25 protein-coding genes are annotated in these 25118 nt (G+C 75.3%); 14 read left to right on the top strand and 11 right to left on the bottom strand.

Features of this window, described 5'->3' with window-relative positions; translation table 11 throughout:
* Nucleotides 1–17: 17 nt before the first annotated feature.
* Both PHK61_RS00675 and gltB read right to left on the bottom strand, forming a co-directional pair.
* Nucleotides 18–1481: a glutamate synthase subunit beta gene (locus PHK61_RS00675; protein WP_274279036.1), complete on the bottom strand. Its 1464-nt coding sequence runs from the start codon at nt 1479–1481 to the stop codon at nt 18–20.
* Entirely contained in the window at nt 1474–6090 is a 4617-nt protein-coding gene (gene gltB, locus PHK61_RS00670) for a glutamate synthase large subunit (RefSeq protein WP_274279035.1), read from the bottom strand. Before gltB ends, PHK61_RS00675 begins: the two co-directional genes overlap by 8 nt.
* 421 nt (nt 6091–6511) lie before the next feature.
* Here gltB and PHK61_RS31995 point away from each other — a divergent pair, with 421 nt between their 5' ends.
* From PHK61_RS31995 to amaP, 9 genes are all read left to right on the top strand, one after another.
* A complete protein-coding gene (locus PHK61_RS31995; RefSeq protein WP_420791328.1) occupies nt 6512–7054 on the top strand; it encodes a DUF3072 domain-containing protein in 543 nt (180 codons plus the stop codon).
* On the top strand, nt 7051–7827 hold the full coding sequence (locus tag PHK61_RS00655) for a pyrimidine reductase family protein (RefSeq protein ID WP_274279034.1): 777 nt from the start codon (nt 7051–7053) through the stop codon (nt 7825–7827). The genes PHK61_RS31995 and PHK61_RS00655 overlap by 4 nt, the downstream gene beginning before the upstream one ends.
* 112 nt (nt 7828–7939) lie before the next feature.
* On the top strand, nt 7940–8446 hold the full coding sequence (locus tag PHK61_RS00650; protein ID WP_274279033.1) for an Asp23/Gls24 family envelope stress response protein: 507 nt from the start codon (nt 7940–7942) through the stop codon (nt 8444–8446).
* 44 nt (nt 8447–8490) lie between these two features.
* The gene (locus PHK61_RS00645; RefSeq protein ID WP_274279032.1) at nt 8491–8835 is read left to right on the top strand and encodes a hypothetical protein; all 345 of its coding nucleotides are present in this window, start codon (nt 8491–8493) and stop codon (nt 8833–8835) included.
* On the top strand, nt 8832–9110 hold the full coding sequence (locus PHK61_RS00640) for a hypothetical protein (protein ID WP_274279031.1): 279 nt from the start codon (nt 8832–8834) through the stop codon (nt 9108–9110). Before PHK61_RS00645 ends, PHK61_RS00640 begins: the two co-directional genes overlap by 4 nt.
* Nucleotides 9111–9163: 53 nt before the next feature.
* Nucleotides 9164–9343, top strand: coding sequence for a hypothetical protein (locus tag PHK61_RS00635; protein WP_274279030.1), 180 nt, complete (start codon nt 9164–9166; stop codon nt 9341–9343).
* Nucleotides 9340–9807: an Asp23/Gls24 family envelope stress response protein gene (locus PHK61_RS00630; RefSeq protein ID WP_274279029.1), complete on the top strand. Its 468-nt coding sequence runs from the start codon at nt 9340–9342 to the stop codon at nt 9805–9807. The genes PHK61_RS00635 and PHK61_RS00630 overlap by 4 nt, the downstream gene beginning before the upstream one ends.
* 3 nt (nt 9808–9810) lie before the next feature.
* Nucleotides 9811–10344: a DUF6286 domain-containing protein gene (locus PHK61_RS00625; RefSeq protein ID WP_274279028.1), complete on the top strand. Its 534-nt coding sequence runs from the start codon at nt 9811–9813 to the stop codon at nt 10342–10344.
* Nucleotides 10341–10946 (top strand): alkaline shock response membrane anchor protein AmaP, encoded by a 606-nt coding sequence (gene amaP / locus PHK61_RS00620; protein WP_274279027.1) that lies wholly within the window; start codon nt 10341–10343, stop codon nt 10944–10946. Before PHK61_RS00625 ends, amaP begins: the two co-directional genes overlap by 4 nt.
* Before the next feature lie 3 nt (nt 10947–10949).
* On the opposite strand, the gene PHK61_RS00615 is transcribed toward amaP, so the two are convergent.
* Nucleotides 10950–12020, bottom strand: coding sequence for an ATP-dependent DNA ligase (locus PHK61_RS00615; RefSeq protein ID WP_274279026.1), 1071 nt, complete (start codon nt 12018–12020; stop codon nt 10950–10952).
* A 97-nt stretch (nt 12021–12117) separates the two neighbouring features.
* On the opposite strand from PHK61_RS00615, the gene PHK61_RS00610 reads away from it, so the two are divergent.
* The 4 genes from PHK61_RS00610 (at nt 12118) to PHK61_RS00595 (ending at nt 16662) form a co-directional block, all read left to right on the top strand.
* Complete coding sequence (locus PHK61_RS00610) at nt 12118–13689, top strand: alpha/beta hydrolase (RefSeq protein ID WP_274279025.1); 1572 nt, start codon at nt 12118–12120, stop codon at nt 13687–13689.
* Nucleotides 13690–13793: 104 nt separating this feature from the next.
* The gene (locus PHK61_RS00605; protein ID WP_274279024.1) at nt 13794–14765 is read left to right on the top strand and encodes an SDR family NAD(P)-dependent oxidoreductase; all 972 of its coding nucleotides are present in this window, start codon (nt 13794–13796) and stop codon (nt 14763–14765) included.
* On the top strand, nt 14762–15985 hold the full coding sequence (locus tag PHK61_RS00600) for an acyl-CoA dehydrogenase family protein (protein ID WP_274279023.1): 1224 nt from the start codon (nt 14762–14764) through the stop codon (nt 15983–15985). Before PHK61_RS00605 ends, PHK61_RS00600 begins: the two co-directional genes overlap by 4 nt.
* Nucleotides 15986–16242: 257 nt before the next feature.
* Complete coding sequence (locus PHK61_RS00595) at nt 16243–16662, top strand: ATP-binding protein (protein ID WP_274279022.1); 420 nt, start codon at nt 16243–16245, stop codon at nt 16660–16662.
* Here the strand turns inward: PHK61_RS00595 and PHK61_RS00590 are convergent.
* Entirely contained in the window at nt 16659–17264 is a 606-nt protein-coding gene (locus PHK61_RS00590) for a TetR/AcrR family transcriptional regulator (RefSeq protein WP_274279021.1), read from the bottom strand. The two genes, PHK61_RS00595 and PHK61_RS00590, sit on opposite strands and share 4 nt — an antisense overlap.
* Before the next feature lie 34 nt (nt 17265–17298).
* Between PHK61_RS00590 and tsaA the strand changes: the two genes are divergently transcribed.
* Complete coding sequence (gene tsaA, locus PHK61_RS00585) at nt 17299–17745, top strand: tRNA (N6-threonylcarbamoyladenosine(37)-N6)-methyltransferase TrmO (protein ID WP_274279020.1); 447 nt, start codon at nt 17299–17301, stop codon at nt 17743–17745.
* A gap of 509 nt (nt 17746–18254) precedes the next feature.
* On the opposite strand, the gene PHK61_RS00580 is transcribed toward tsaA, so the two are convergent.
* From PHK61_RS00580 to PHK61_RS00550, 7 genes are all read right to left on the bottom strand, one after another.
* A complete protein-coding gene (locus tag PHK61_RS00580) occupies nt 18255–18869 on the bottom strand; it encodes an Asp23/Gls24 family envelope stress response protein (protein ID WP_274279019.1) in 615 nt (204 codons plus the stop codon).
* On the bottom strand, nt 18866–19426 hold the full coding sequence (locus PHK61_RS00575; protein ID WP_274279018.1) for an RNA polymerase sigma factor: 561 nt from the start codon (nt 19424–19426) through the stop codon (nt 18866–18868). The genes PHK61_RS00580 and PHK61_RS00575 overlap by 4 nt, the downstream gene beginning before the upstream one ends.
* 81 nt (nt 19427–19507) lie before the next feature.
* On the bottom strand, nt 19508–21013 hold the full coding sequence (locus PHK61_RS00570) for an FGGY-family carbohydrate kinase (RefSeq protein ID WP_274279017.1): 1506 nt from the start codon (nt 21011–21013) through the stop codon (nt 19508–19510).
* Nucleotides 21010–22080 carry a 2-hydroxyacid dehydrogenase gene (locus tag PHK61_RS00565; RefSeq protein ID WP_274279016.1) on the bottom strand — a complete coding sequence of 357 codons (1071 nt, stop codon included), beginning with the start codon at nt 22078–22080 and terminating at the stop codon, nt 21010–21012. Before PHK61_RS00565 ends, PHK61_RS00570 begins: the two co-directional genes overlap by 4 nt.
* Nucleotides 22080–22541, bottom strand: a complete 462-nt coding sequence (locus PHK61_RS00560; RefSeq protein ID WP_274279394.1) for a ribose-5-phosphate isomerase — start codon at nt 22539–22541, stop codon at nt 22080–22082. Before PHK61_RS00560 ends, PHK61_RS00565 begins: the two co-directional genes overlap by 1 nt.
* Nucleotides 22542–22546: 5 nt before the next feature.
* On the bottom strand, nt 22547–24307 hold the full coding sequence (locus tag PHK61_RS00555; RefSeq protein WP_274279015.1) for a dihydroxyacetone kinase family protein: 1761 nt from the start codon (nt 24305–24307) through the stop codon (nt 22547–22549).
* Nucleotides 24304–25071, bottom strand: coding sequence for an HAD family hydrolase (locus PHK61_RS00550; RefSeq protein WP_274279014.1), 768 nt, complete (start codon nt 25069–25071; stop codon nt 24304–24306). Before PHK61_RS00550 ends, PHK61_RS00555 begins: the two co-directional genes overlap by 4 nt.
* Nucleotides 25072–25118 lie beyond the last annotated feature (47 nt).

Genomic DNA, 25118 nt, shown 5'->3' with positions numbered 1-25118 from the left:
CGTCCGGTGGAGCCGCGTCAGGCCAGCGCGCGGTCGGTCGGGTTGATCGGGCGCGGGAGGACGTCGCGGCCGGTGAGGAACGCGTCGACGCCGGCGGCGGCCGAGCGGCCCTCGGCGATCGCCCAGACGATCAGCGACTGCCCGCGCCCGGCGTCGCCGGCGGCGAAGACGCCGGGCACCGAGCTCTGGTAGTCGTCGCCGCGCCTCACGTTGCCGCGGTCGTCGTACTCGACGCCGAGGCTGTCGAGCAGGCCCTCCTTCTGCGGGCCGAGGAAGCCCATCGCGAGGAAGACGAAGTCGGCCGGGATCTCCCGCTCGCTGCCTTCCACCGGCACGAACTTCCCGTCGACGCGCTCGACGTCGACCAGGCGCAGCGCGCGCAGCCGGCCGTGCTCGTCGCCGAGGAACTCGTCGGTGTTGACCGAGAACAGCCGCTCGCCGCCCTCCTCGTGGGCCGAGGAGATGCGGAAGATCATCGGATAGGTCGGCCAGGGGTTGGTGCCCGGGCGCTCCGCCGGCGGGATCGGCATGATCTCGAGCTGGGTCACCGACTTCGCACCCTGCCGGTGGGCGGTCCCGACGCAGTCGGCGCCGGTGTCGCCGCCGCCGATCACGACGACGTCCTTGCCCTCGACGTCGATGACGGAGCGCTCGTAGTCGCCCTGCTGCACCTTGTTCGACGGCGGCAGGTACTCCATCGCCTGGTGGATGCCCTCCAGCTCGCGGCCGGTGATCGGGAGGTCGCGCCAGGCCGTGGCGCCGACCGCGAGGACGACGGCGTCGTGCTCGGCGCGCAGCTTCTCGATCGAGAGGTCGGTGTCGGCCGGGCCGCCGACCTCGACGCCCGCGAAGAAGCGGGTCCCCTCGGCCACCATCTGCTCGAGACGGCGGTCGAGGCGCTTCTTCTCCATCTTGAACTCGGGGATGCCGTAGCGCAGGAGCCCGCCGATGCGGTCGGCGCGCTCGTACACGGTGACGTCGTGCCCGGCGCGCGTGAGCTGCTGGGCGGCCGCGAGGCCCGCGGGCCCGGAGCCGACGACCGCGACCGACCTGCCGGTCTTCGACTCGGGGAGCTCGGGTCGCACGAAGCCCTCGTCCCAGGCGCGGTCGATGATCTCGATCTCGACCTGCTTGATCGTCACCGGGTCCGAGTTGATCCCGAGCACGCAGGCGGCCTCGCAGGGCGCCGGGCACAGCGTCCCGGTGAACTCCGGGAAGTTGTTGGTCGCGTGCAGGCGCTCGATGGCCTCGGCCCAGTCGTCGCGCCAGACCAGGTCGTTCCACTCGGGGATCATGTTCCCGAGCGGGCAGCCCTGGTGGCAGAACGGGATGCCGCAGTCCATGCAGCGCCCGGCCTGCTTGCGCAGCGTGGCCGGGTTGAACTCCTCGTAGACCTCGTGCCAGTCACGGATGCGGATGTCGACGGGCCGGCGCCGCGGGAGCTCCCGGCCGGTGGTCATGAATCCACGGGGGTCAGCCACGAGCGGCCTCCATGATCGCTTCGTTGACGTCGCGGCCGTTGCGCTCGGCGTCGGCGGTCGCCTGCAGCACCCGCTTGAAGTCGGTGGGCATCACCTTGGTGAACCGCGGCAGGGCGGACTCCCAGTCGGTGAGCAGGTCGTGCGCCACGGCCGAGTCGGTGGCCGCGTAGTGGAGCTCGACGAAGGAGCGCAGCTCCTCGACGTCGTCGGGGCCGACGACCTCGAGCTCGACCATCTGGTGGTTGACCCGGCTCTCCTGCAGGTCGAGCACGTAGGCCACCCCGCCGGACATGCCCGCGGCGAAGTTGCGGCCGGTCGGGCCGAGGATCACCGCGCGGCCGCCGGTCATGTACTCGCAGCCGTGGTCGCCGACGCCCTCGACGACCGCCAGCGCGCCGGAGTTGCGGACGCAGAAGCGCTCGCCGACCTTGCCGCGCAGGAACACCTCGCCGGCGGTCGCGCCGTAGAGGATGACGTTGCCGGCCACGATGTTCTGCTCGGCGACGAACGGGGCCTGCGGGTGCGGGCGCACCGAGAGCCGCCCGCCCGAGAGGCCCTTGCCGAAGTAGTCGTTGGTGTCGCCGATGAGCCGCATGGTCACGCCGTGCGGCAGGAAGGCGCCGAACGACTGGCCGCCGGAGCCGGTGAACGTGATGTCGATGGTGTCGTCGGGCAGGCCCTTGCCGCCCCAGCGCCGCGTCACCTCGGAGCCCAGCATCGTGCCGACGGTGCGGTTGACGTTGCGCACCGGCAGCTCGAGGCGCACCGGGGTGCCGTCGGCGATGGCGCCCTCGGCGAGCTGGATCAGCGTGTGGTCCAGGGCCTTCTCCAGGCCGTGGTCCTGCGGCTTCGTCTGGTGCAGCGCCTGGCCGGCGAAGTTCTCCGGCGGGTCGGGGCGGTGCAGGACCGGGGAGAGGTCGAGGCCCTCGGCCTTCCAGTGCGACTCGGCGGCGCGGGTGTCGAGGACCTCGGTGTGCCCGATGGCCTCCTCGATCGACCGGAAGCCCAGCGCCGCGAGGTGCTCGCGCACCTCCTGGGCGACGAACTCCATGAACGCGACGACGTACTCGGCCTTGCCGTCGAACTTCTGGCGCAGCACGGGGTTCTGGGTGGCGACGCCGACCGGACAGGTGTCGAGGTGACAGACGCGCATCATGATGCAGCCGCTGACGACCAGCGGCGCGGTCGCGAAGCCGAACTCCTCGGCGCCCAGCAGGGCGGCGATGACGACGTCGCGGCCGGTCTTGAGCTGGCCGTCGGTCTGCACGACGATCCGGTCGCGCAGGCCGTTGGCCAGCAGCGTCTGCTGGGTCTCGGCGAGGCCGAGCTCCCAGGGGCCGCCGGCGTGCTTGATCGAGCTCAGCGGCGAGGCACCGGTGCCGCCGTCGTGCCCGGAGATCAGGACGACGTCGGCGTGCGCCTTCGCCACGCCCGCCGCGACCGTGCCCACCCCGACCTGCGACACGAGCTTGACGTGCACGCGCGCCCGCGGGTTGGCGTTCTTGAGGTCGTGGATGAGCTGGGCGATGTCCTCGATCGAGTAGATGTCGTGGTGCGGCGGCGGCGAGATGAGGCCGACCCCGGGCGTGGAGTACCGCGTCTTCGCGATCCACGGGTAGACCTTGTGACCGGGCAGCTGCCCGCCCTCGCCGGGCTTGGCGCCCTGCGCGATCTTGATCTGGATGTCGTCGGAGTTGACGAGGTACTCGCTGGTCACCCCGAAGCGCCCGGACGCGACCTGCTTGACCGCCGAGCGCCGCGAGTCGCCCCCGGCGTCACGGGTGAAGCGGTCGGGGTCCTCGCCGCCCTCGCCGGTGTTGGAGCGCCCGCCGAGGCGGTTCATGGCGATGGCCAGCACCTCGTGCATCTCCTGCGAGATCGACCCGTAGGAGATGGCGCCGGTGTTGAACCGCTTGACGATCTCGGAGACCGGCTCGACCTCGTCGATCGGGACCGGGGTGCGCTCGGAGTCCTTGAACCCGAACAGGCCGCGCAGCGTCAGCAGCGCCGAGCTCTGCTCGTCGACCGCCCGCGTGTACTCCTTGAACGTGTCGTAGTTCTGGGTGCGGGTGGAGTGCTGCAGCTTGAACACCGTGTGCGGGTTGAAGACGTGCAGCTCGCCCTCGCGGCGCCACTGGTACTCGCCGCCGACCGCGAGCTCGCGGTGGTCGGGCTTCACGCCGTCGGCCGGCCAGGCCTGGCGGTGGCGCAGGCCGACCTCCTCGGCGAGGACGTCGTAGCCCACGCCGCCGAGCCGCGAGGTGGTGCCGGCGAAGCACTCGTCGACGACCTCGGTGCCCAGGCCGATGGCCTCGAACACCTGGGCGCCCATGTAGGACGCGACCGTCGAGATGCCCATCTTGCTCATGACCTTGCGGACGCCCTTGGCCAGCGCCTCGACGACGTTGCGCGTCGCGGTGCCCGCGGTGACGCCGGTGATGACGCCGCGGTCGATGAGGTCGTCGACGGTGTCGAGCGCGAGGTACGGGTTCACCGCGCTCGCGCCGTAGCCCAGCAGCAGCGAGACGTGGTGGGTCTCGCGGACGTCGCCGGCCTCGACGACGAGGTCGACGCGGGTACGGGTCTTCTCGCGCACGAGGTGGTGGTGCACCGCGCCGGTGAGCAGCAGCGACGGGATCGGCGCGTGCTCGGCGTCGGAGTCGCGATCGGACAGGATGATGATGCGGGCGCCGTCGGCGACGGCCGTCGAGACCTCGTCGCGGATCTCCGCGAGCCGGCTGCTCAGCGCCTCGCCGCCCCCGGCGTGGTGGTACAGCCCCGAGATCACGTAGGGCGCGAAGCCGGGCATGTCGCCGTCGTCGTTGATCCCGACGAGCTGGGCGAGCTCGTCGTCGTCGAGCACCGGCAGCGGGAGCACGACGCGGCGGCACGAGGCCGGCGAGGCGTCGAGCAGATTGGTCTCCGAGCCCAGGTGCACCTGCAGCGAGGTGACGAGCTCCTCGCGGTAGGCGTCCAGCGGCGGGTTGGTGACCTGCGCGAACAGCTGCACGAAGTAGTCGAACAGCACACGGCTGCGCGAGGAGAACGGCGCGAGCGGCGCGTCGTTGCCCATCGACCCGGTGGCCTCAGCGCCGGTCGTCGCCATCGGGCGCAGCAGCAGCGAGACCTCCTCGCCGGTGTAGCCGAAGGTCTGCTGGCGGCGCACCAGCGTCTCGTGCTTGAACGGGATGCGCTCGCGCACCGGCAGGTCGGCGAGCTCGACCATCCCGGCGTGCAGCCACTCGTCGTAGGGGTGCTCGGCGGCCAGCTCGCCCTTGATCTCGTCGTCGTCGACGATGCGCCGCCCGACGGTGTCGACCAGGAACATGCGGCCGGGCTCGAGGCGGCCCTTGCGCACGATCGTGGTGGGGTCGATGTCGAGGACGCCGACCTCGGAGCCGAGCACGACCAGGCCGTCCTCGGTGACCCAGTAGCGGGCGGGGCGCAGGCCGTTGCGGTCGAGCACCGCACCGATCACCGAGCCGTCGGTGAACGCCGCGAGCGCCGGGCCGTCCCAGGCCTCCATCAGCGTGGAGTGGTACCGGTAGAAGGCCCGGCGGGCCGGGTCCATCTCGGTGTGGTTCTCCCACGCCTCCGGGATCATCATCAGCACCGCGTGCGGCAGCGTGCGCCCGCCGAGGTGCAGCAGCTCGAGCACCTCGTCGAACGTCGCCGAGTCGCTGGCGTCGGGGGTGACGATCGGGAACAGCCGGTCGAGCTCGGCTCGAGTGTTGCTGCCGAACGCTTCAGTGGCGAGCATCGACTCGCGCGCGGCCATCCAGTTCCGGTTGCCGCGCAACGTGTTGATCTCGCCGTTGTGGGCGAGGTAGCGGTACGGGTGCGCGAGGCTCCACGCCGGGAACGTGTTGGTGGAGAAGCGGCTGTGCACCAGCGCGATCGAGCTGGTGGTGCGCTCGTCGGAGAGGTCGGCGAAGAAGGGCTCGACCTGCTCCTCGGCGAGCATCCCCTTGTAGACGACGGTGCGCCCGGACAGGGACGGGAAGTAGGTCTCGACGCCCGCCGCGCGCGTCTCGTGCTCGATCCGCTTGCGCGCCGCGAAGGCACGGCGCTCGAGGGTCATGACGACGCCCGCGTCGTCGTCCCCCGCGTTCGGCGTGTCGACGACGTGGTCGACCTCCGGCGGCAGCCCCAGGAAGAGCTGGCGGAAGCGCGGCATGACCGCGCGGGCGGTGTGGCCGATGCCGGCGCCGTCGGGGTCGACGGGCAGCTCGCGCCAGGCCAGGACCTCGAGGCCCTCCTCCGCGGCGACGCGCGCGACGATCTCCTCGACCGCGGCCGGGTCGGTGTCCACGGGCAGGAAGCCGTTGCCGACGGCGTAGCGGCCGGCCTCGGGCAGCTCGACCCCGGCCTCGGCCAGGAGCGGCCGGTAGAGGCCGTCCGGGACCTGCAGGAGGATGCCGGCGCCGTCGCCGGTCTCCGGCTCGGCACCGCGGGCGCCGCGGTGCTCGAGGTTGAGCAGCGCGGTCAGGCCGCGGCTCACGGTGCGGTGGTCACGGCGCCCGGCGATGTCGGCGACGAACGCGACGCCGCAGGCGTCGTGCTCGTACGCAGGGTCGTAGAGGCCTTCGCCCTTCCGGCGGTTCTCCACGTGCGCCTCCGATCGTCGCTTCCGTGCAGGTGGTGGTGCCGGTGGTGGTGCCGGTGGTGGTGCCGGGGTCCGGCGTGGTGGTCGTGGGAGGTCCTCCGGAGCGCTCGGTGCGACGGCGCTCGTCTCGGACAGGCCCCGGCGCACCGGTCGGGTGTCCGTGGTGGACGACCGGAGGGGCAACCTGACGTTAACCTCCGCAGCCGTCGCAGCGCACCGGGCCGACGCCTCCGAAAGAGTGCTCATCGCCATAGGGCGACAGCCGCACCGGGGGCGCGCGACGTCGGGGAGGTGTCCCTCGTCGTTGAGGGGGTAACCGCGTCAGTATCTCGAACGTCTGTTCGAGGAACCCGTTGGATCACCGTACGGATCGCGGCCGGGGAGCCCGGCCGCGGCGACGTCGCCCGACGAGCGAGGAGTGCTCATGACCGATCCCGACACGCCGAACAGTCTGACCGACGACACACGGTCGGGCCAAGAGCCCGCTACCGCAGGGTACGGCGACGCCGGGGGTGCGGCGCCCGACCCGCACGCCGTCAAGACCCCCGGCGACGACGCCCCCGCGGCGAAGGACAACTCGGCCTGGGTCACCGGCGACGAGCCGATGACCGGACCCCAGGCCAGCTACCTCGAGACCCTCGCCCACCAGGCCGGGGAGACGCCACCGACCGGTCTGACCAAGGCGCAGGCGTCGGACGAGATCGAGCGCCTGCAGGGCTCCGTGACCCCGGACGGCGGGAGCGGGGACGCGGGCTCCGGCGACGGTCCGGACCTCTCGCGCCAGGAACGTCCGACCACCGAATGGGTGACGGGCGACGAGCCGATGACCGGGCCGCAGGCGAGCTATCTCGAGACCCTCGCGCAACAGGCCGGTGAGGAGCCGCCGACCGGGCTGACCAAGTCCCAGGCCTCGCGGGCGATCGACGAGCTCCGCCAGCGGGCCTCGTCGACGCAGGCCCGTTCTTGAGGCAGGTCTGGCCACCGGGGTCGCTCGGCGCCGAGCTCGACCGCGACGCCCTCGCCGCGCTGTACGCCTACCCCGACGGCCCCTGGGTGCGCGTCAACTTCGTCGCCAGCGTGGACGGGGCCGTCGCGGTCGGCGGGCTCTCGACCGGCCTGCACGCCCCGGGGGACTCCGAGGTCTTCGGCGTGCTGCGCGAGCTCGCCGACGTCGTGCTCGTCGGGGCGGGCACGGCGCGCGCCGAGCGCTACCGGGGGGCGCGCACCACCGCGGAGCGCCGGGACCGGCGGCGCGCCCGGGGCCAGGCGCCCGTCCCCCCGATCGCCGTGGTCAGCACCCGCGGCGACCTCGAGCCCGGGTCGGGGCTGTTCACCGACACCGCCGTGCCGCCGCTGGTCCTCGTCGCCGCGGCGCACGCGGACGATGCCTCCGCCCGGCTCGCGGGGCTCGCCGAGGTGGTCGCCGTGAGCGCGGACGACCCCGGCGCCACCGACCCCGGCGCCGTGCTCGCCGCCCTCGACGCCCGTGGCCTGCGCCGGGTGCTCTGCGAAGGCGGCCCGGCGCTGTTCGGCTCGCTGCTCGCCGCCGGCCGCGTCGACGAGCTGTGCCTGAGCGTCGCGCCCCAGCTGGCCGGCGGCGGGATCGACCGGATCGTCGCCGGCCCCGCCCTCGACGGCCCGCGGCCGGTGCGCCTCGCCGGCGTGCTCGCCCACGAGGACGGGCTGCTCCTGCGGTACCGCACGCGTGATCCCGGTCACGCGGATGGTCCTTTCGGGTGACACCGCATGACGATCCGGCGCGGCCGGTGTCCCACGGGTACCGGATCGGCAACCGGCCCGCGCCGGACCGATCCAGGACCTCATCAGCGAAGCGCAGAGGGAGCGCCACACCATGACGCAGAGCCCCAGCACCGCCACCGGCTCCGAGGCCGCAGCCGTGTCGAGCGGAGGACGGACCGGGAGCGCCACCCCGGCCCGCCTCGCCGACGACACGGGGCAGGGCAAGACCACCATCGCCTCGGGCGTCGTCCAGAAGATCGCCGGCATCGCCGCCCGTGACATCTCGGGCGTGTACTCGATGGGCGGCGGCGTCTCGCGCGCCTTCGGCGCCATCCGCGAGCGCATCCCCGGCGGCAGCGGCACCTCGCAGGCCGCCGGCGTCCAGGTCGAGGTCGGCGAGAAGCAGGCCGCGATCGACCTCGACATCGTCGTCGAGTACGGCGCCGGGATCGTCGAGCTCGCCCGCGCCGTGCGCCGCAACGTCATCGCCGCGGTCGAGCAGATGACCGGCCTCGAGGTCATCGAGGTCAACATCGCCGTCAACGACATCCACATGCCGGGCGACGACGACGACAGCGGCGAGGCGGCGCCGAGCCAGCCCTCGACGCGCGTCGAGTGAGCACGCCCCACCCCGCTGCGGGGACCCGGCCTCCCGGTGCCGCCGTGGCCCCGGGGGCGCCGGAGGCCCCGGGGCTCGGCCCGCTGCCCGAACGGATCGCCGAGGCGCTGCTCGCCCACCCCGCGGTGGCGGCACTGTCGGGCGGCCCGTTCGGCACGGTGGCGAGCTACCTGCCCGGGCGCCGGCTGCCCGGCATCGTGCTCGGTGCCGCCGAGGAGCCCGACCACATCGCCGTGGTGCTGCGCTTCGGCGCCCCGGTCGAGGCGACGGCCGCCGAGCTGCGGCGGATCGTCGCCGCCGCGTCGGGGAACCGGCGCGTCGACGTCACCGTGACCGACCTGGAGATGCCCGGGACCCCCGAGCAGGACCGAGAGCGCGGGGACGCATGAGCGGTGACGCACGGGCGACGCTGCGCGCGTTCGTCCGTGGGCACCACCCCGACGTCGGCGGCGACCCGGTCGCCTTCCGGGAGGGGCTGGCGGCCCTGCGGGCCGCCGTCCGCGCCGACGAGTCCGGCGCGGCCGGGTGGCCCGCGGCCGACGACCCGCGGCTCGACGCGCCGATCGTGGTCGTCCCGGGCAGCGGTCTCGCCCGGCTCGGGCGGTTCGGGCGGCGCCTGGCCCGCCGGTACGACCCGCGCCGCAGCACCGCCCGCGTGATCTAGAACTCCGGTCCCGCCGACCCGTGCGGGGCCTGCACACCGTGGAGGTAGTGGTCATGAGCGCCACCCGTGCCGGCATGTTCGTCGGCCTCATCCTGGGCGTGGCGGCCGCCGCCGGCGGTCTCCAGGGCTTCTTCGTCGCCCTGGTCCTCGGCGTCCTGGGCTTCGTCGTCGGGCGCGTGCTCGACGGCGAGCTCGACGTGAACCAGTTCGTCGGGCGCGGCCGCGACAAATGAGCTCCCCGACCGACGTCACCGCGCCGACGGGCGTCCCCGCCGTCGACCCCGCCGGCGGCCCCGCCGGCGGCCAGCCGCCCGTCCCGGGCGCCGACGAGGCCGCCGAGCGGGGCCGCCTGGACGTGGCGCTCTCCGTGGTCCGCAAGATCGCGGAGTACGCCGCGGACCACACGCCGGGCACCGTGCGCAGCCAGCGCCGGCTCGCCGGGCTCGACCTCGGCGAGTCCGGGACCAGCGCCAAGGTCTCGGGCTACGGCGAGCAGGTCGACCTGCGCCTCGAGGTCCCGCTGGCCTACCCGGCGCGGATCGCCGACAGCGCCGCCGCCGTGCGCGACGCCGTCCGCGAGCGCGTGCAGGAGCTGACGCCCTACCGCGTGCGCTCGCTCGACATCGGCGTCTCGGCGCTGACCGACCCCGCTCTCCGGGAGTCCTCCTCCCGGTCCCCCGCCTCCCGGACGGAGTGAGAAGTGCGCCTCCTCCTGCGCGTGCTCGCGCCGCTGATCGCCCTCCTGCTGGCCGTCGCAGGCCTCGCCCTGGTGGTCGAGACGGTGACGGCCTGGGTCGCGCCCTCCTCGAGCCCGCTGGTCGTGCCGTGGCCGGCGTGGCGCACGGCGATCGAGGGCCTGACCTGGCAGTCGGGCTCGGTGCGCGCCGTCGCGATCGTCGTCGGCGTCGTCGGGCTGTTCTTGCTGATCACGGGGCTGGTCTCGCGCCGCCACGACGTGTACCTGGCCGACCCGGTCCCCGAGGTCACCGTCACCACCTCGCCGCGGTCGCTGGCCCGCGCCGTCGGCCACGAGGTCCGCTCGCACGACGACGTCGTCTCGGCGTCGGTCGTCGCCTCGTCCTCGAAGATCACCGTCAAGGCCGCCACCCTCGACCCCGCCGAGGAGGTGCGCGCCGCGCTGCGCGACCGGGTGACCGAGATGCTCGTCCGGCTGCCGCTGGCCCGGCGCCCCCGCGTCGCGGTGTCCGTCACCACCACGAAGGGGGTCAAGTGAGCCGCCGCTCCCGCGCCGCCGTCGCCCGCTCCGCCGGGCGCGACCGCACGCTGACCACGCTGCTGGGCCTCGTCCTCGTCGCCGCCTCGGTGCTCGCGCTGCTCGTCGGCTACGGGGTCTTCGGCGCCTACCGCGCGACCCGTCCGCTGATCGACCCGATCGCCGTGAGCTGGGTGTCGACCCACGTCAGCGCCACCCGCTGGATCCTGATCGGCGTCGGGGTCCTGCTCTTCCTCGTCGGGCTCTGGTGGCTGCTGCGGACCCTGCGCCCCGAGCCGCGTCCCGACGTCTCGCTCTCCGAGCTGCCGGGCGAGCGGCTGACCGTCGAGCACGCGGCGATCTGCGACGCCGTGCGCCACGACGCCGAGGCCATCGACGGGGTGAGCCGGGCCCGCGTCCGGCTCGTCGGCACCCCGCAGAAGCCGGCGCTGCGCATCGCGCTGACCCTGGTCGAGGGCACCGACGTCCGCGACGTCTGGGCCGACCTGGACGGGCGGGTGCTCGCCCGCGCCCGCGAGGCGTTCGCCGTGTCCGCCCTGCCCACCGCCGTGCGCCTGGAGCTGGATGCGACGTCGGCGCCCACGCCGGCGCGGGTGGAGTAGCGCTCAGCGCGCGGTGAGCACCTCGGCCAGGTCGAAGCGCACCGGCCGGTCGAGCTGCTCGAAGGTGCACGACGCCGGGTCGCGATCCGGGCGCCAGCGCTTGAACTGGGCGGTGTGCCGGAAGCGCACGCCCTCCATGTGGTCGTACTTGACCTCGACGACGCGCTCCGGGCGCAGCGGCACGAACGACAGGTCCTTCTGCGCGTTCCACCGGCTGTGCTCGGCCTCCCGCGGGGTGCGGGTGCCCTCCTCCTGCGCCGCCCAGGCCCAGGGGTGGCCCTCGAACGAGGTGACCAGCGGCTGGAGCTCGGCGAACAGCTCCTTGCGCTTCGCCATCGGGAACGCGCCGATCACACCGATGCTCTGCAGCGAGCCGTCCTCGGTGTAGAGCCCGAGCAGCAGCGAGCCCAGCGCGTCGGGACCGGACTTGTGGACCCGGTAGCCCGCGACCACGCAGTCGGCGGTGCGCTCATGCTTGATCTTGCTCATGACGCGCTTGTCGGGCTGGTAGGTCAGATCCGCCTTCTTGGCGATGAGCCCGTCGAGCCCCGCGCCCTCGAAGCGGTCGAACCAGTCCCGGGCGGTGTCGAGGTCCTCGGTCATCGGGGTCAGGTGGAGGTCGGGGCGGTCGAGGCCGCCGACGACCTCGGCCAGCCGCGCGCGGCGCTCGCTGAAGGGCAGCCTCGTGAGGTCGTCGTCGCCGAAGGCCAGGAGGTCGAACGCGACGAAGTGGGCCGGGGTCTCGACCGACAGCTTCTTCACCCGCGAGGCGGCGGGGTGCACGCGCTGCAGGAGCGCCTCGAAGTCCAGCCCGGTGCCCTCGCCGTCCACGACGACGATCTCCCCGTCGATCACGCACCGTTCCGGCAGCGCGGCCCGCACGGCCTCGACGAGCTCGGGGAAGTAGCGGGTCATCGGCTTCTCGTTGCGGCTGCCGATCTCGACCTCGTCGCCGTCGCGGAACACCACCGAGCGGAACCCGTCCCACTTGGGCTCGTAGTGTTGCCCGGCGGGGATCTCCGGGACGGCCTTGGCCAGCATCGGCGCGACGGGTGGCATCACGGGCAGGTCCACGCGTGCATCTTGCCGCCCCCTCACCGTGACGCCACCCGTGGCCGTCAGACTCCCGGGGGTAGGCGATCACCGGATTTCCCCCGACCTGGAGCACTGCGTGTCCCGACCCGTCCGAGCGGCCCTGGTGCTCCTGCTGGGCGCCGTCCTGCTCGGCGCCTGCGCGGTGGGGCCCTCGCAGCGGCCGCCGGTGGCCACGGTGGTCGACGAGCCGCCGACCGCGGAGCCCGCACCGGAGGACGCCGCGCCGGGGCCGGCGCCCTCGCTGCTCCCGCCGCTGGTCCCGGCGCCGGGGGCGGGCGCGGGGTTCACCGACTGCACCGCCCGGGTGCGGGGCACGATCGACCCCGCCGAGCTCGGCGGACGGGACCTGCGCTTCGGCTGCCAGAGCGTCCCGGTGGGCGGGGGCGGGTCGTCGCGGGCCGAGGTCGGGGTGCTGCAGGTCAGCGTCGGCCCGCTGCCGCCCGGCGGCCCGGTCCCGATCGCCGTGGTGGGCGAGGCGGGCGGCCCGACCGGCAGCGACCGCGCGATCCGGCTCGCCGCCACCGCCCCCGAGCCGCTGCTCGCGGGCACCGCGCTCTACGGCGTCGACCTGCGCGGCACCGGCAACTCCGAGCCGGTCGACTGCATCACGCCCTCGGTGCGCGAGGCGCTGGTCGACGCCGACCCGCTCGCCGCCGACCCGGTGGCGCTGACCGGGCTGCGCGACGCCGCGTCGGCCGCGGCCCGCACCTGCACCCAGGTGCTCGAGACCGCGCTCACCGACTTCCGGACCGCCGTCGACGCCGAGGACCTCGAGGAGGTCCGCGCGACGCTCGGGGTCGAGCGGATGCACGTGGTGGGGGTCGGCGAGGGCGCCGGGGTCGTCGCGACGTGGGTCCGGCGCCACCCGGGCGCCGTGGGACGCACGGTGCTCGACGGGGCGCCCGACGCGACGACGTCGTTCGCCCAGCGCGCCCGGGAGCGCGCGGCCGCGGCCCGCGACGCGCTCTCCGCGTTCGCGGCCGACTGCACCGCCCGCACGGACTGCCCGCTCGGCCCCGACCCGGCCGGCGCAGTGACCGGCATCCTCACCAACCTGCGCGCGGCGCCGCTGTCGGGGCCTGCGGGGCGGAGCGTCACCGACGGCACCGCCACCCGGGCGCTGATCACCGGGCTCGGCGAGCCCGCGCAGTGGCCCGCGCTCGCCACCGCGATCGCCGGCGCCGGGCAGGGCGACCCGCAGGGCGTGCTCGACCTGCTCGCCCCGTCCGAGGCCGACGGCGGCGGGTTCGACGCGAGCATCCTGCTGACCTGCAACGACACCCTCGAGCGCCCCACCCCCGACCAGGTCGCCCGGGACGCGGGCCAGGCCCGGGCCGCCGACCCGCTGTTCGGGGCGTACTTCGCGCACGACGCGCTGCTGTGCAGCTCGTGGCCGGTGCCGACCGACACACCGCCGCCGGGGCCCGCCACGGGCCCGCCCTCGCTGGTGCTCGGCACGCGCGGCGACCCGTTCACCCCGCTGCCCGGCAGCGAGCGGGCCGCGGGCCAGCTGGGGACCGCGAGCCTCGTGACCTGGCTCGGCGCGGGCCACGGCGCCTTCCCCGGCACCCCGTGCATCCGCACCGCCGTCGCCGGCTACCTGCGCGACGGGACCCTGCCGCAGCAGGGCACGGTGTGCCCGCCGTGATCCCCGCCGTGATCCCCGCCGTGATCCCCGCCGTGATCCCCGCCGCCATCAGTGTCCGGTGCGTCCGGAGAGCCCGCAGCGGCGGTCCTGCGTAGCCTGCGCCCGTGCAGCTTCCCCGCCTGGTCGACGCCGCGCTCGACCGTCTGGTCGTTCCCGGTTACTCCCGATTGGGGTACGCCGCGCGGCGTGCCGGCTGGGACACGCTGCGGGCCGGGAGCCTGGACGGCCGCACGGTCCTCGTGACCGGTGCGTCCGGCGGGCTCGGCGCGGCCACCGCGCGGGGGCTCGCAGCGCTCGGCGCGCGGGTCGAGCTCGTCGTGCGCGACCGCGGCCGGGGCGAGCAGGCGGCCGCCGCCCTGCGCGCCGAGCACCCGGACGCGACCGTCGACGTCGCCGAGTGCGACGTGTCCTCGCTGGCCGACGTCCGCCGCTACGCCGCGGAGGTCCGCGCCCGGGAGGCGGCGGTGCACGGCCTCGTGCACAACGCCGGAGTCATGCCGCCCGAGCGCACGGAGACCGCCGAGGGCCACGAGCTGGCGCTGGCCACGCACGTGCTCGGGCCGTTCCTGCTGACCCGCGAGCTGCGCCCGGTGCTGCGGGCCGGCGCCTCGCCGACCTCCCCGTCGCGGGTCGTGTTCGTCTCGTCGGGCGGCATGTACACCGCGTCGCTGCCCACCGAGGACCCCGAGTTCCGCACCGGGACGTACTCCGGCGGCGCGGCCTACGCGCGGACCAAGCGCATGCAGGTGGTGCTCGCCGAGCTGCTCGCCGACGACCTCGCGGGCGACGGCATCGTCGTCCACAGCATGCACCCCGGCTGGGCCGACACCCCCGGCGTCGCGAGCTCGATGCCGGCGTTCCGCCGCGTCACCGCTCCCCTGCTGCGCACCGACGAGCAGGGCGCCGACACCGCCGTGTGGCTGCAGGCCGCCGCCGAGGCCGGCCACAGCACCGGGGTGTTCTGGCACGACCGCGCCCCCCGACCCACCCACTGGCTGCCCCGGGGCGCCGAGACGGCCCCGGCGCGCGCCGCGCTCTGGACGCTGTGCGTGGACGCGACCGGAGGCCCGGCGTGACCGACACCTGGAAGCGCCGCGGGCTGGGCGAGGTCACCACCGCCGCCCCGGTCGACGCGCTGGCCCTGACCCCCGAGCGCCGGGCCCTGCAGGAGACCGCGCGGGCCTTCGCGATGGAGGAGGTCCTGCCGGTCGCCGACGAGCTCGACCCGCGCCGCGAGGACATCCCCGCCCCGCTGCTCGACCGGCTCGGCGACCTGGGCTTCTTCGGGCTGCTCGTCGACGCCGAGCACGGCGGGCAGGGGCTCGGGGTGTTCGAGTACTGCCTCGTCTCCGAGGAGCTCGCCCGCGCCTGGATGAGCGTCGGCAGCATCATCGCCCGCGGCAACGGCACCGGCTGCGCCTCGCCGGACCCCGCACGGCGCGCGGAGCTGCTCCGGGCGAGCGCCGCGGGCCGGTGGATCGGGGCGATCGCGTTCTCCGAGCCGCACGCCGGGTCCGACCTCGCGGGCGTCGAGTGCACGGCGCGCCGTTCCGAGGACGGCGGCTGGGTCGTGGAGGGGACCAAGCGCTGGGTCGGCCACGCGCTCTCCGCGGACTTCCTGCACCTCCTGGCCCGCACCCGCCCGCCGGGCGAGGGCGAGAGCCGCTCCGACGGCCTCGAGCTCTTCGGGGTCACCAAGGAGCGCGGGACCTTCCCGGACGGCGTCACCGGCACGCCCATCGACAAGATCGGCTACTTCGGCCTGACGACCTGGGAGCTGACGCTCGAGGGCCTGCACCTGCCCGCCGACGCGCTGCAGGACACCGGGCAGGCCGAGGGCCAGGGTTTCAAGGACAGCCTGCGCTGGCTGGGCACCGCGCGGGTCCAGACCGCCGCGCGCGCCGTCGGGCTGGCCCGCGGGGCGCTCGAGGACGCGGTGGCCTACAGCCGCCGGCGCGAGCAGTTCGGTCACCCGATCGCCGACCAGCAGGCCCTGCGCCACAAGCTCGCCGACATGGCCGCCGCCGTCGACGCCGCCCGCGCGCTGTGGTGGCACGCGGCGTGGCTGCTCGACGAGGGCGCGCCCGGCGGCGACGTCGCGGCGTCGTCGGCCAAGCTGTTCGCCTCGGAGACCGCGGAGCGGGTCACGAGCGACGCGCTGCAGATCTTCGGCGGCAACGGCTACACCACCGAGCACTCGGTCGAGCGCTACTGGCGCGACGCCCGCCTCACGACCATCTTCGAGGGCACCTCGGAGATCCAGCGGAAGATCATCTCCGACGCGCTCCTGACCTGAGGACCGTCCGGGGCAGATCTGGTTCACCCGGATGCCACGCCTGTCGTTCACCCGCTCGGACGGGGTCCGCGCGGGGTCACCAACCGTTCACCCGCCGATCGCGCGGGACGAACCGTTCGCGTCGTTGGTGGTCGACCTCTCCGGTGCCGGACGCGCACGGTGGGCATGCGGTGCCGGGCCGTGACCGGCCGGTGGCCGGAGGGCCGCACGACGGGACGACCAGCACGCGAGGAACCGGGGCGGGGGACGGGGAAGAGATGACGGACGCAGTGGAGTTCGCCCGGGCGGTGCACCCCGCCCGGGCCGACGAGGCCCAGAGGATGCGACACGAGGCGAGGAGCTGGCTCGCCGGGCTCGACATCGACCAGGAGGCCCGCGAGCGCGTGCTGACCGCGGTCTCCGAGGCCGTCGAGAACGCCTGCGAGCACGCCTACCCCGACGACCACACCGAGGGCACCGTGGAGCTCACGCTCTGGTGCGAGAAGGACGCCGTGAACGTGCGGGTCACCGACCACGGGCGGTGGTCCGAGGGCTCGACGCCGGCCGCGCCGGGCTCGCACGCGCGTCGCGGGCGCGGCTTCGTGCTCATGCACCGCAGCGTGGACAGCGTCGCGATCCGGCACACCGCGGGCGGTACCACCGTGGCACTGCGCCAGCACCGGGAGCCCGCACCCTAGGTCCGGGTCATCCCCGTGAGCACCTGGTCGAAGAAGCCGAGCAGCTCCGCGCGCAGCGCCGGGTGCTGCTCGGGCGGCGCCTGGCCGAGCAGCTGGCCCGCGCTGGACAGCATGCCGAGCACGAGCGTCGGGTAGGACGCGCCGGGCGCGCGGACGAGGCTGCCCTCGCGTGCCAGCCCGTCGAGCACCCGGGCGATGAACGCGTAGGCGTAGTCGCGCTCGCACTCCCGCCAGCGCTCCCACCCGAGCGCCAGGGGCCCGTCGCGGAAGACGATCCGCCCGTAGCGCGGCTCGCTGCAGGCCTCGAGGAAGGTCGCCAGGGCCGTGCGGGCGCCGGTGAGGAGGTCCGGGGCGTCCTCGAGCGCCTGGGTCAGCCGCTCGTGCACCTCGGTCTCGCGCGCGTCGAAGACGGCCTCGAACAGGGCCGCCTTGCCGGCGAAGTGGTGGTAGACCGCGCCCTTGGTCATCCCGGCGACGGCGGCGACGTCGTCGATGGAGGTCTCGGCGAACCCCCGCTCGGCGAAGAGCGCGGTCGCCGCCTCCACCAGCCCGGCCCGGGTCGCGGCCGTGGCCTCGGCGCGGGGGGACGTCACGCGGGGCACGGCCGAAGGGTACGGCGCGGCCTACGGTGGGCGCGTGTCCGACTCTTCTCCCGTGCTGCGCGTGCTGGGGCACGTGTCCTCGCCGCTGGTCGACCGCTCCGCGGCGCCGCGCCAGGGCGACGAGGGCGGCCCCGACGCGGTGGTGCACCTCGACCCCGACCTCGCCCCGGCGCTGGGCGACCTGGCCGTCGGCGACGAGGTGCTCCTGATCACCTGGCTGGACCGGGCGGACCGCGCGGTGCTGCGCGTGCACCCGCGCGACGACCCCACGCTCCCCGAGACCGGCGTGTTCTCGACCCGCTCCCCCGACCGCCCCAACCCGCTCGGACTGCACCAGGTCCGCGTGCTGGGGGTCGACGGCACCGCGCTGCGGGTGTCGGACCTCGAGGCCGTCGACGGCACGCCGGTGGTCGACATCAAGCCGGTGCTGGGTCCGATCGGGTCGCGGTGCCACAACCCGCGAGCAACCCCGACGTCGTGAGCGCGGACGCGCGTGTCCGGGGTGCGAGCGATGCGGCGTCGCTGGCGTGTGACGCCAGGATCGCCACATCCTCGGTGGCGCGACACGCCGGCCTCGCGCCGGTCCTGACCTGCGGTCGGTGATCGTCCGGGCGACACCCCGGCCGGCACCGCGCTGCCCCCCCGACCCCGACCCGCCACCCTTCTGACCGACCAGGGGCACCGCCGCCGTGACCACGCCGAGCCCGAGCGGGCCGCGGAGGACGTGGGCACCGCGCGAGAAGGCGGCCGCAGCGACCGCCGCCGTCCCCATGGTCGAGTGCCACGCCCGGGCCAGCGCCCACCTACGGGCATGTCTCCCGAGGTCCCCCGCTCCGGCGCCCTACGCGGCAGAGCAGGGCCGCGACGCCGCCGCGCTCGGCACGGCGTCCTCCGGCGCGGGGCGGCCGGCCTCGGTGAGCCGCAGCCCTCTCGCGCGCCGCCGCCCGCCCGGGCCTAGTCGAGCATGAGAGGGCCCTGTCCACACGAGGACTACAGCAGCACGTCGTCGACGTGGACGAGGACCGCCACCGGCTCGAGCCCGGTCGAGGCGCGGATCCCGTCGGCGACGGTGGCCCGGATGCGGTCGCCCAGCGCGACCAGGTCCTCCCCCAGGTCGGCGGCCAGCGTGATCGAGACGACGGTGGACGAGCCCGCCACGCCCGCCGTGACCTCCGGCCCGCCGACGAGGCTCGTCTCGGGTCCGCCGCCGGCGGCCACGAGCCTGCTCAGCGCCGCCCGCACGCCCGGGACCCCCGACGCCAGGTGCCGGGCCAGCGACTCGACCGCGTGGGCGCTGATCCGCGTCCGGCCCCGGACGTCGGAGATCGTACCGAACTCCGGGTCGGCGGCCACCCCGCGGATCCGGCGCAGCGCCTCGTCGAGCAGGCCCTCGGGGGCCCGGGGCCGGTGGTCCGCCACGGCGCGCACCGGCGCCCAGAGCCGGTCGAACTCGGCGAGCGCCGCCTGGCAGTAGGGGCACTCGCGCTGGTGGGCGTCCCGGGGCTCCGCCGAGCCGTCGGCGACCTGCGCGACGAGCGCGTCGGTGTCGCGACCGCAGGGCAGGCGCCCCTCGGTGCGCGCGTCGTGGGTGCGCTCGTCGGTCATGTCCAGTCCTTCATCTCGGACATCAGGGTGGCCCGGGCCCGGGCCAGGCGCCCGCGGACGGTGGCCTCGTTGGTCTTGGTCACCGTCGCCGCCTCGCGGTACGACAGACCTTCGAGCTGCACCAGCACGAGCGACACCCGTTGATCCTCGGGCAGCCTGCTGATCGCTCGCAGCCCGGCCTGCAGCTCCTCCCCCGCGAGCACGCGGCTCTCCGGGCCGGCCACCGGCGGGTGATCGACGTCGGCGAGCTGGTCGTGGGATCGCTGGCCGCGGCGGTGGTTCAGGCAGCGGTTGACGACGATCCGGTACAGCCAGGTGGTGAACGCCGAGGTCCCCGCGAAGCCCGACATCGCCGTCCACAGCTGGATGACGACCTCCTGGGCGACGTCGTCGGCGTCGGCGGGGCTGCCCAGCATGCGCAGCGCGATCCGGTAGATGCGGTCGCGGTGGCGGCGTACCAGCTCCTCGTAGGCGCCCCGGTCGCCGCCCCGGGCCCGGCCCACCAGCCAGCGATCGGCCTCCTCGTCGAGGCCTGGCTCCCGGCCCGGCGCGCTCACGGTCGAGAGCTTCCCACGGTCGGCCGTGGGCAACCGATCAAGTGCCCGCGTGGGGGAACGGCGGGCACGCGCGCGAGCGACCTAGGCGGGGGTCGCGAGCACGTCGTCGCGGCGGAAGCCCTGCGCCTGGCGGGCCCAGAAGCCGCGAGCGGTGTCGACGTGGGCCCGGTAGCGCAGGTAGCCGTCCGCGTAGGCCACGCGGGCCCGGGGTCCGGGCTCCACGGTGCGCGACGGGGCCGCCCACGCGCTCGGGTCGAGGTCGTCGCCCAGCGCCCGCGCCGCCGTGACGGCCGCGCCGCGCGTCCCGAGGCCCGGGTCGTCGGGCACGGTGAGGGGCCGGTCGAGCACGTCGGCGAAGATCTGCGCCCACGGGCCCGACCGCGCCCCGCCGCCGCAGGCCACGAGCCGGCCCTCGACACCGGCCGAGGACGAGGCCCGCTCGAAGCAGTGCCGCGCGGTGTAGGCGATGCCCTCGCAGACGGCGCGCACCACGTCGCCCCGGCCGGTGGAGAGCGTGACGCCCTCGATCTGGCCGCGGGCCCGGGTGTCGACGAACGGGGCACGCTCCCCCGAGGCCGCCAGGAACGGCAATGCCGACACGCCGCCGGCGCCGGGGCTGGTGCCGTCGAGCAGGTCGCCGAGGGCGTCGATGCCGACGCCCAGGAAGTCGAGCAGCCAGTCGAGGCCCGCGGTGCCGACCATCGCCGGCATCGCCCGCAGCCACTGGTCCGGCTGGGGGGTGCACAGCCACATGCCCGCCGGCTCGGGCAGCTCGTCGACCTCGACGCTGTCGGTGAAGACCTCGCAGGCCAGCGTGGTGCCGACGATCAGCAGCCCGTCGCCGGGCGCCGAGAGACCGGCGCCCACCGCGCAGGCGGGCAGGTCGAACGGCCCGCCGGTGACGGGCGTGCCCACCGGCAGCCCGGTGATCTCGGCGCCGCGACGGTCGAGGGCGAACACCGATCCCGCGGGTGCGGGCTCGGCGAGCAGGTGGCGACGGTCGGAGACCCCGCACGCCGCGATCGCCGCGTCGTCGTACTGCCGGGTCGCGACGTCGAGGAACGGCAGCGAGGCGTCGGACGCGTCGACGGTGACGACGCCGGTGAGGCGCTGCACGAGCGCGTCGACGCAGTAGCCGGCGACGGCGGCCCGATCGAGCGACTCCGGCTCGTCGCGCCCGAGGGCCACGAGCAGCGGGGCGTGGCAGCCCGGGAACAGCCCGACCCCGGTGCGCCGGTAGACCTCGTCGACGGTGCCGTCGTCCTGCCAGCCGCGCACGATGTCGGCGCCCCGGTCGTCGAGCCACGAGATCGGGGGGCGCACCGCGAAGCCGTCGGCGTCACGCAGCCACAGCCCGTCGCCCTGCCCGGTCAGGGCCAGCGCCCGGACCGGCCGGCCGGCCTCGGCGACGACCCGGCGGACGACGTCGGCGACCGACGCGACGACGTCCTCGAGGTCCTGCTCGACGCGCCCGTCCGGGTACTGCTCGAGCCGCGACGCGCGCTCGGCGCTCGCGAGCTTCCCGCCGTGCTCGTCGTAGGCGTCGGCCTTGGTCATCGACGTCCCGACGTCCACTCCGACGATCATGAGACGACCTCCTCGGTGAGGCGGCGGGCGGCCGCGTTGGCGGGGTGCGCGAGCGGCTCGCCGCGCAGGTAGCGACCGGCCTCCCCGGCCGCGATCGCGGCGGCACGGTGGGCGGTCTGGCGGGTGGCGCCGGCCAGGTGGGGGGTGGCGACGACGTTGGGCAGGCCGCGCAGCGGCCAGTCGTCGGGCGGCGGTTCGACGTCGAAGACGTCGAGCGCGAGCGCCCCGAGGCGCCCGGAGCGCAGGGCCTCGGGCAGCGGACCGTGGTCGATCAGCCCGCCGCGCGCGGTGTTGACGAGCACGGCACCCGAGGGCAGGAGATCGAGCTCGCGCGCCCCGATCAGCCCGCTCGTCTCGTCGGTCAGCCGGGCGTGCAGGCTGACCACGGAGCTGGCGCGCAGCAGCTCGTCGAGCGCGACGAGCCGGACGCCGTCGGTCTCGGCGGTGGCCGGGTCGGTGTAGGGGTCGGCGACGAGCACCTCGGCGCCGAACGCGCGCAGCACCCGGGCCACGATCCGCCCGATGGCGCCGTAGCCGACGAGCCCGGCGGTGGCGCCGGCGAGCTCCAGACCGGCGCGGTCGTAAGCGTAGAGGTCGCCGCGCCAGCGCCCGTCGCGCAGCTCCGCGTCGGCGTACGGGACGTGGCGGGCCGCGGCGAGGATCATCGCGACCGCGTACTCGGCGGCCGCGGCGGCGTTGCGGCCGGGCGCCTGGGCCACGACCACCCCGGCGCGGTCGGCCGCGTCGAGGTCGACGTTGACCGGCCCGCCACGGCAGACCGCCACCATCTCGAGCTCCGGGCGGGCCTCGAAGACCCGCGCGGTGAACGGCGCCATCTGGGTCAGGCAGACCCGGGCGCCCTCGAGCGCGGCGATGACCTCGTCCTCGGTGCCCGAGGCCTCGTCGACCACGGAGTCGCCCGTGCCGACGGGACCGAAGGGCTCGGTGGGCCACCCCGAGGTGAGGTGGACGACCTCGAGGTCGCCGGGGAGGTCCGGCTCGTCGCGCAGCGCGGACTCGAACAGGTCGGGGGCGACGAAGTGGTCGCCCGCGGCGAGGATGCGCATCAGGCGGCACCGCCCTGTTCGAAGTCGGTGATGTGGGCGACCTTCTCGGCACTGGCCGACGAGGGGTCGAAGGAGTAGCCCAGCCACTCCGCCACGATCTTCTTCGCCAGCTCGGGCCCGATGACGCGACCGCCCAGGCACAGCACCTGGCAGTCGTTGGACCGCACCGAGCGCTCGGCCGAGTAGCTGTCGTGGGCGACGGTGGCCCGGATGCCCTCGACCTTGTTGGCCGAGATCGCCATGCCGATGCCGGTGCCGCAGACGAGCACCGCGCGGTCGGCCTCCCCGTCCGCGACGGCCTGCGCCGCGGCGAGGCCGAGCACCGGATAGGCGCGGTCGTCGGACTCGTCGGGCACGCCGAAGTCGACGACCTCGGCGACGCGCTCGTCGTCGCGCAGCTGGTCGGCCAGCGCGTTCTTCAGCGCCACGCCCGCGTTGTCGGCGGCCACGGCGATCCGCATGGCGGTCATCGCTCCTCCTCGCAGCGCTCGCTGATCACGGTGGCGGCGGCGTCGAGCATCAGGGCCAGCGACGTCGCGCCGGGGTCGGGACTCCCGCGGCCACGGTCGCCGAGGCGCGCGGCGCGGCCCACCGACGGCGTGAGATCGGCGGTGCCCCGCGCGGCCTCACCGGCGGCGTCGGCGGCCTCGCGCCAGGCGGCCGCCACGCCGGCCGACCGGTCGGCGGCCGCGCGCAGGGCACCGGTGGCGGCGTCGAGGGCGTCGACCATGGTCTTGTCGCCCGGCCGGGCCCCGCCGAGCTCGGTGACCGCGTCCTGCGCGGCCGCGAAAGCCGCGGCGAGGGCGCCGGTGTCGATCTCGGGCACCTCGCGCAGCCGGCGCCCGGTCTCGGTGAGCAGCAGGCCGAACAGCGCCCCGGACGCGCCGCCGGCGGCGTCGGCGAGGGCCGTGCCGGCCGCGAGCAGCGCGGTGCCGACCTCGGTGGTCCCGCTGCTGCGCGCCGCGGCCACCGCCGCCCGCATGCCGCGCACGATGCCCTGGCCGTGGTCGCCGTCGGCGGCCACGGCGTCCAGCCGGCCCAGCTCGTCCTCGGCGTCGGTGACGGCCTCGAGCGCGGCGGTCAGCGCCGCCGCGGCGACGCCCCCGGCGCCCGGGTCGGTGTCGGCGAGGTCCGGCGCCACCGAGGGGCTGCGCCGCTCGGCCTCGGGGACCGTGTCGGGGGCGCTGCCCAGGAGCGTGCCGCCCGCGGACAGCCGGAACGCCGGCGTCTCGCACGGGGCGTCGTAGAGCTCGGCCAGCGGGTCGTCGAGCGGCACGAGGGTCAGCGAGAGCCCGGCCATGTCCATCGACGTCACGAGCTCGCCCACCTCGGGCCGGTGCGGCTGCAGACCCGCGTCGAGCAGGCGCGCGTGCACGCGGGAGTAGGTGACGAAGAGGTCCTCGTAGGCGGTCGAGCCCAGGCCGTTGAGGATCACCGCGACCCGCCCGTCGCCGCCGTCGGGCAGCTCGGGCAGCAGCTGGTCGACGAGCACGTCGGCGAGCTCGTGGGCGTCCATCGCCTCCGCGCTGCGCATCCCGGGCTCGCCGTGGATGCCCAGGCCCAGCTCCACCGCGCCGCGGTCGACGGTGAACAGCGGCTCGGTCTGGCCGGGCAGCGTGCAGCCGTCGAAGGCGACGCCGAAGGTGCGGGTGCGCGCGTTGGCGTGCTCGGCGAGCTCGGCCACGGTCGCCAGGTCGTCGCCCCGGTCGGCGGCCGCGCCGGCGACCTTGAACACCACGAAGTCGCCCGCCACCCCGCGCCGGTCGGCCACCCGGGTGGCGCTCGCGACGTCGTCGGTGACGATGACGGTGCGCGAGTCGATGCCCTCGGCGGCCAGCCGGCTCGCGGCGAGCCCGAAGTGCATGACGTCGCCGGCGTAGTTGCCGTAGCTGAACAGCACGCCGGCACCGCCGTCGACGGCCGCGGCGGTGCGGTAGACCTGCTCGGCGCTGGGGCTCGTGAACACGTCGCCCACGACGGCGGCGTCGGCGAACCCGGGACCGACCAGGCCCGCGAAGGCCGGGTAGTGGCCGCAGCCGCCGCCGATGACGACCGCGACCTTGCCCGCGGTCGGGGCGTGGCGGGCGATGACGCCGTGGGCGTCGGGGGCGCGACGGACCGTGCGCCCGTACGCGGCGACGAGGCCGTCCACCCAGCGGGTCTTGAACGTCGCCGGGTCGCAGAGCGTCCTCGGCTCGCCCGGGCGGGAGGTGGGGATCGTGGTCATCGGGTGGCTCCCGGGGCCGTGGCGGAGGCGCGCGACGGGGAGTCGTGGCCGTCGACCCGGTCGTCGGGCTCGCCGTCGAGCAGCGCCAGGACCGCGGCCCGCGCGCCCGCGACGCCGTCGACGACCGTGGTGGCCAGCGCGAGGGCGTCGCTCTTCGGCGGGTAGGTGGGGTTGGGCAGCGCGACGACGGTCAGTCCCGCGGCGTGCGCGGCCCGCAGGCCGTTGCTGGAGTCCTCGACCCCGACGCAGTGCGCCGGGTCGACCCCGAGCCGGGAGGCGGCCTCCCGGTAGACGTCGGGGCTCGGCTTGCCGCGGGCGACCTCGGCGCTCGACACCGTCGCGGTGAACGAGGACGTCAGGCCGTGGCGGTCGAGGACGGCGTCGACGAGACGACGCGGCGCCGACGTCGCGAGCGCCACCGGCGCCCGGTCCGCGGCGTCGCGGACCATGGCGACGGCGCCCTCGTAGGGCTCCATCCGGCCGGCCTCGAGCGCGGCGACCATGTCGTCGACGACGGCCCGCTCGCAGGCCTCCGCGCTCTCGCCGCCGCCGGCGCGCTCGGCGAGGTACGCCGACCACTCGGGTGCGCTCATGCCCTGCACGTGGGTGGTGTCCTCCGGCGTCCAGCTCGCCGAGAACCGCTCGGCGTACCGGACCCACATCTCCTCCCAGAGGTGCTCGCTCTCGAGCAGCACGCCGTCCAGGTCGAACACGACCGCCCGCGACCGCGCGGGTGAGGGCGGGGGTGCCGCATCGGCGTCCATCAGCCATCTCCTCCCATCGGCCGTGGGAAGTTAACATTCGAGATGTG

This window comes from Actinomycetospora lutea, assembly GCF_028737205.1.
Taxonomy (GTDB): Bacteria; Actinomycetota; Actinomycetes; order Mycobacteriales; family Pseudonocardiaceae; genus Actinomycetospora; species Actinomycetospora lutea.
Note: the sequence above shows the minus strand (reverse complement) of the source record. Positions and strands in the feature narration are given on the sequence as shown.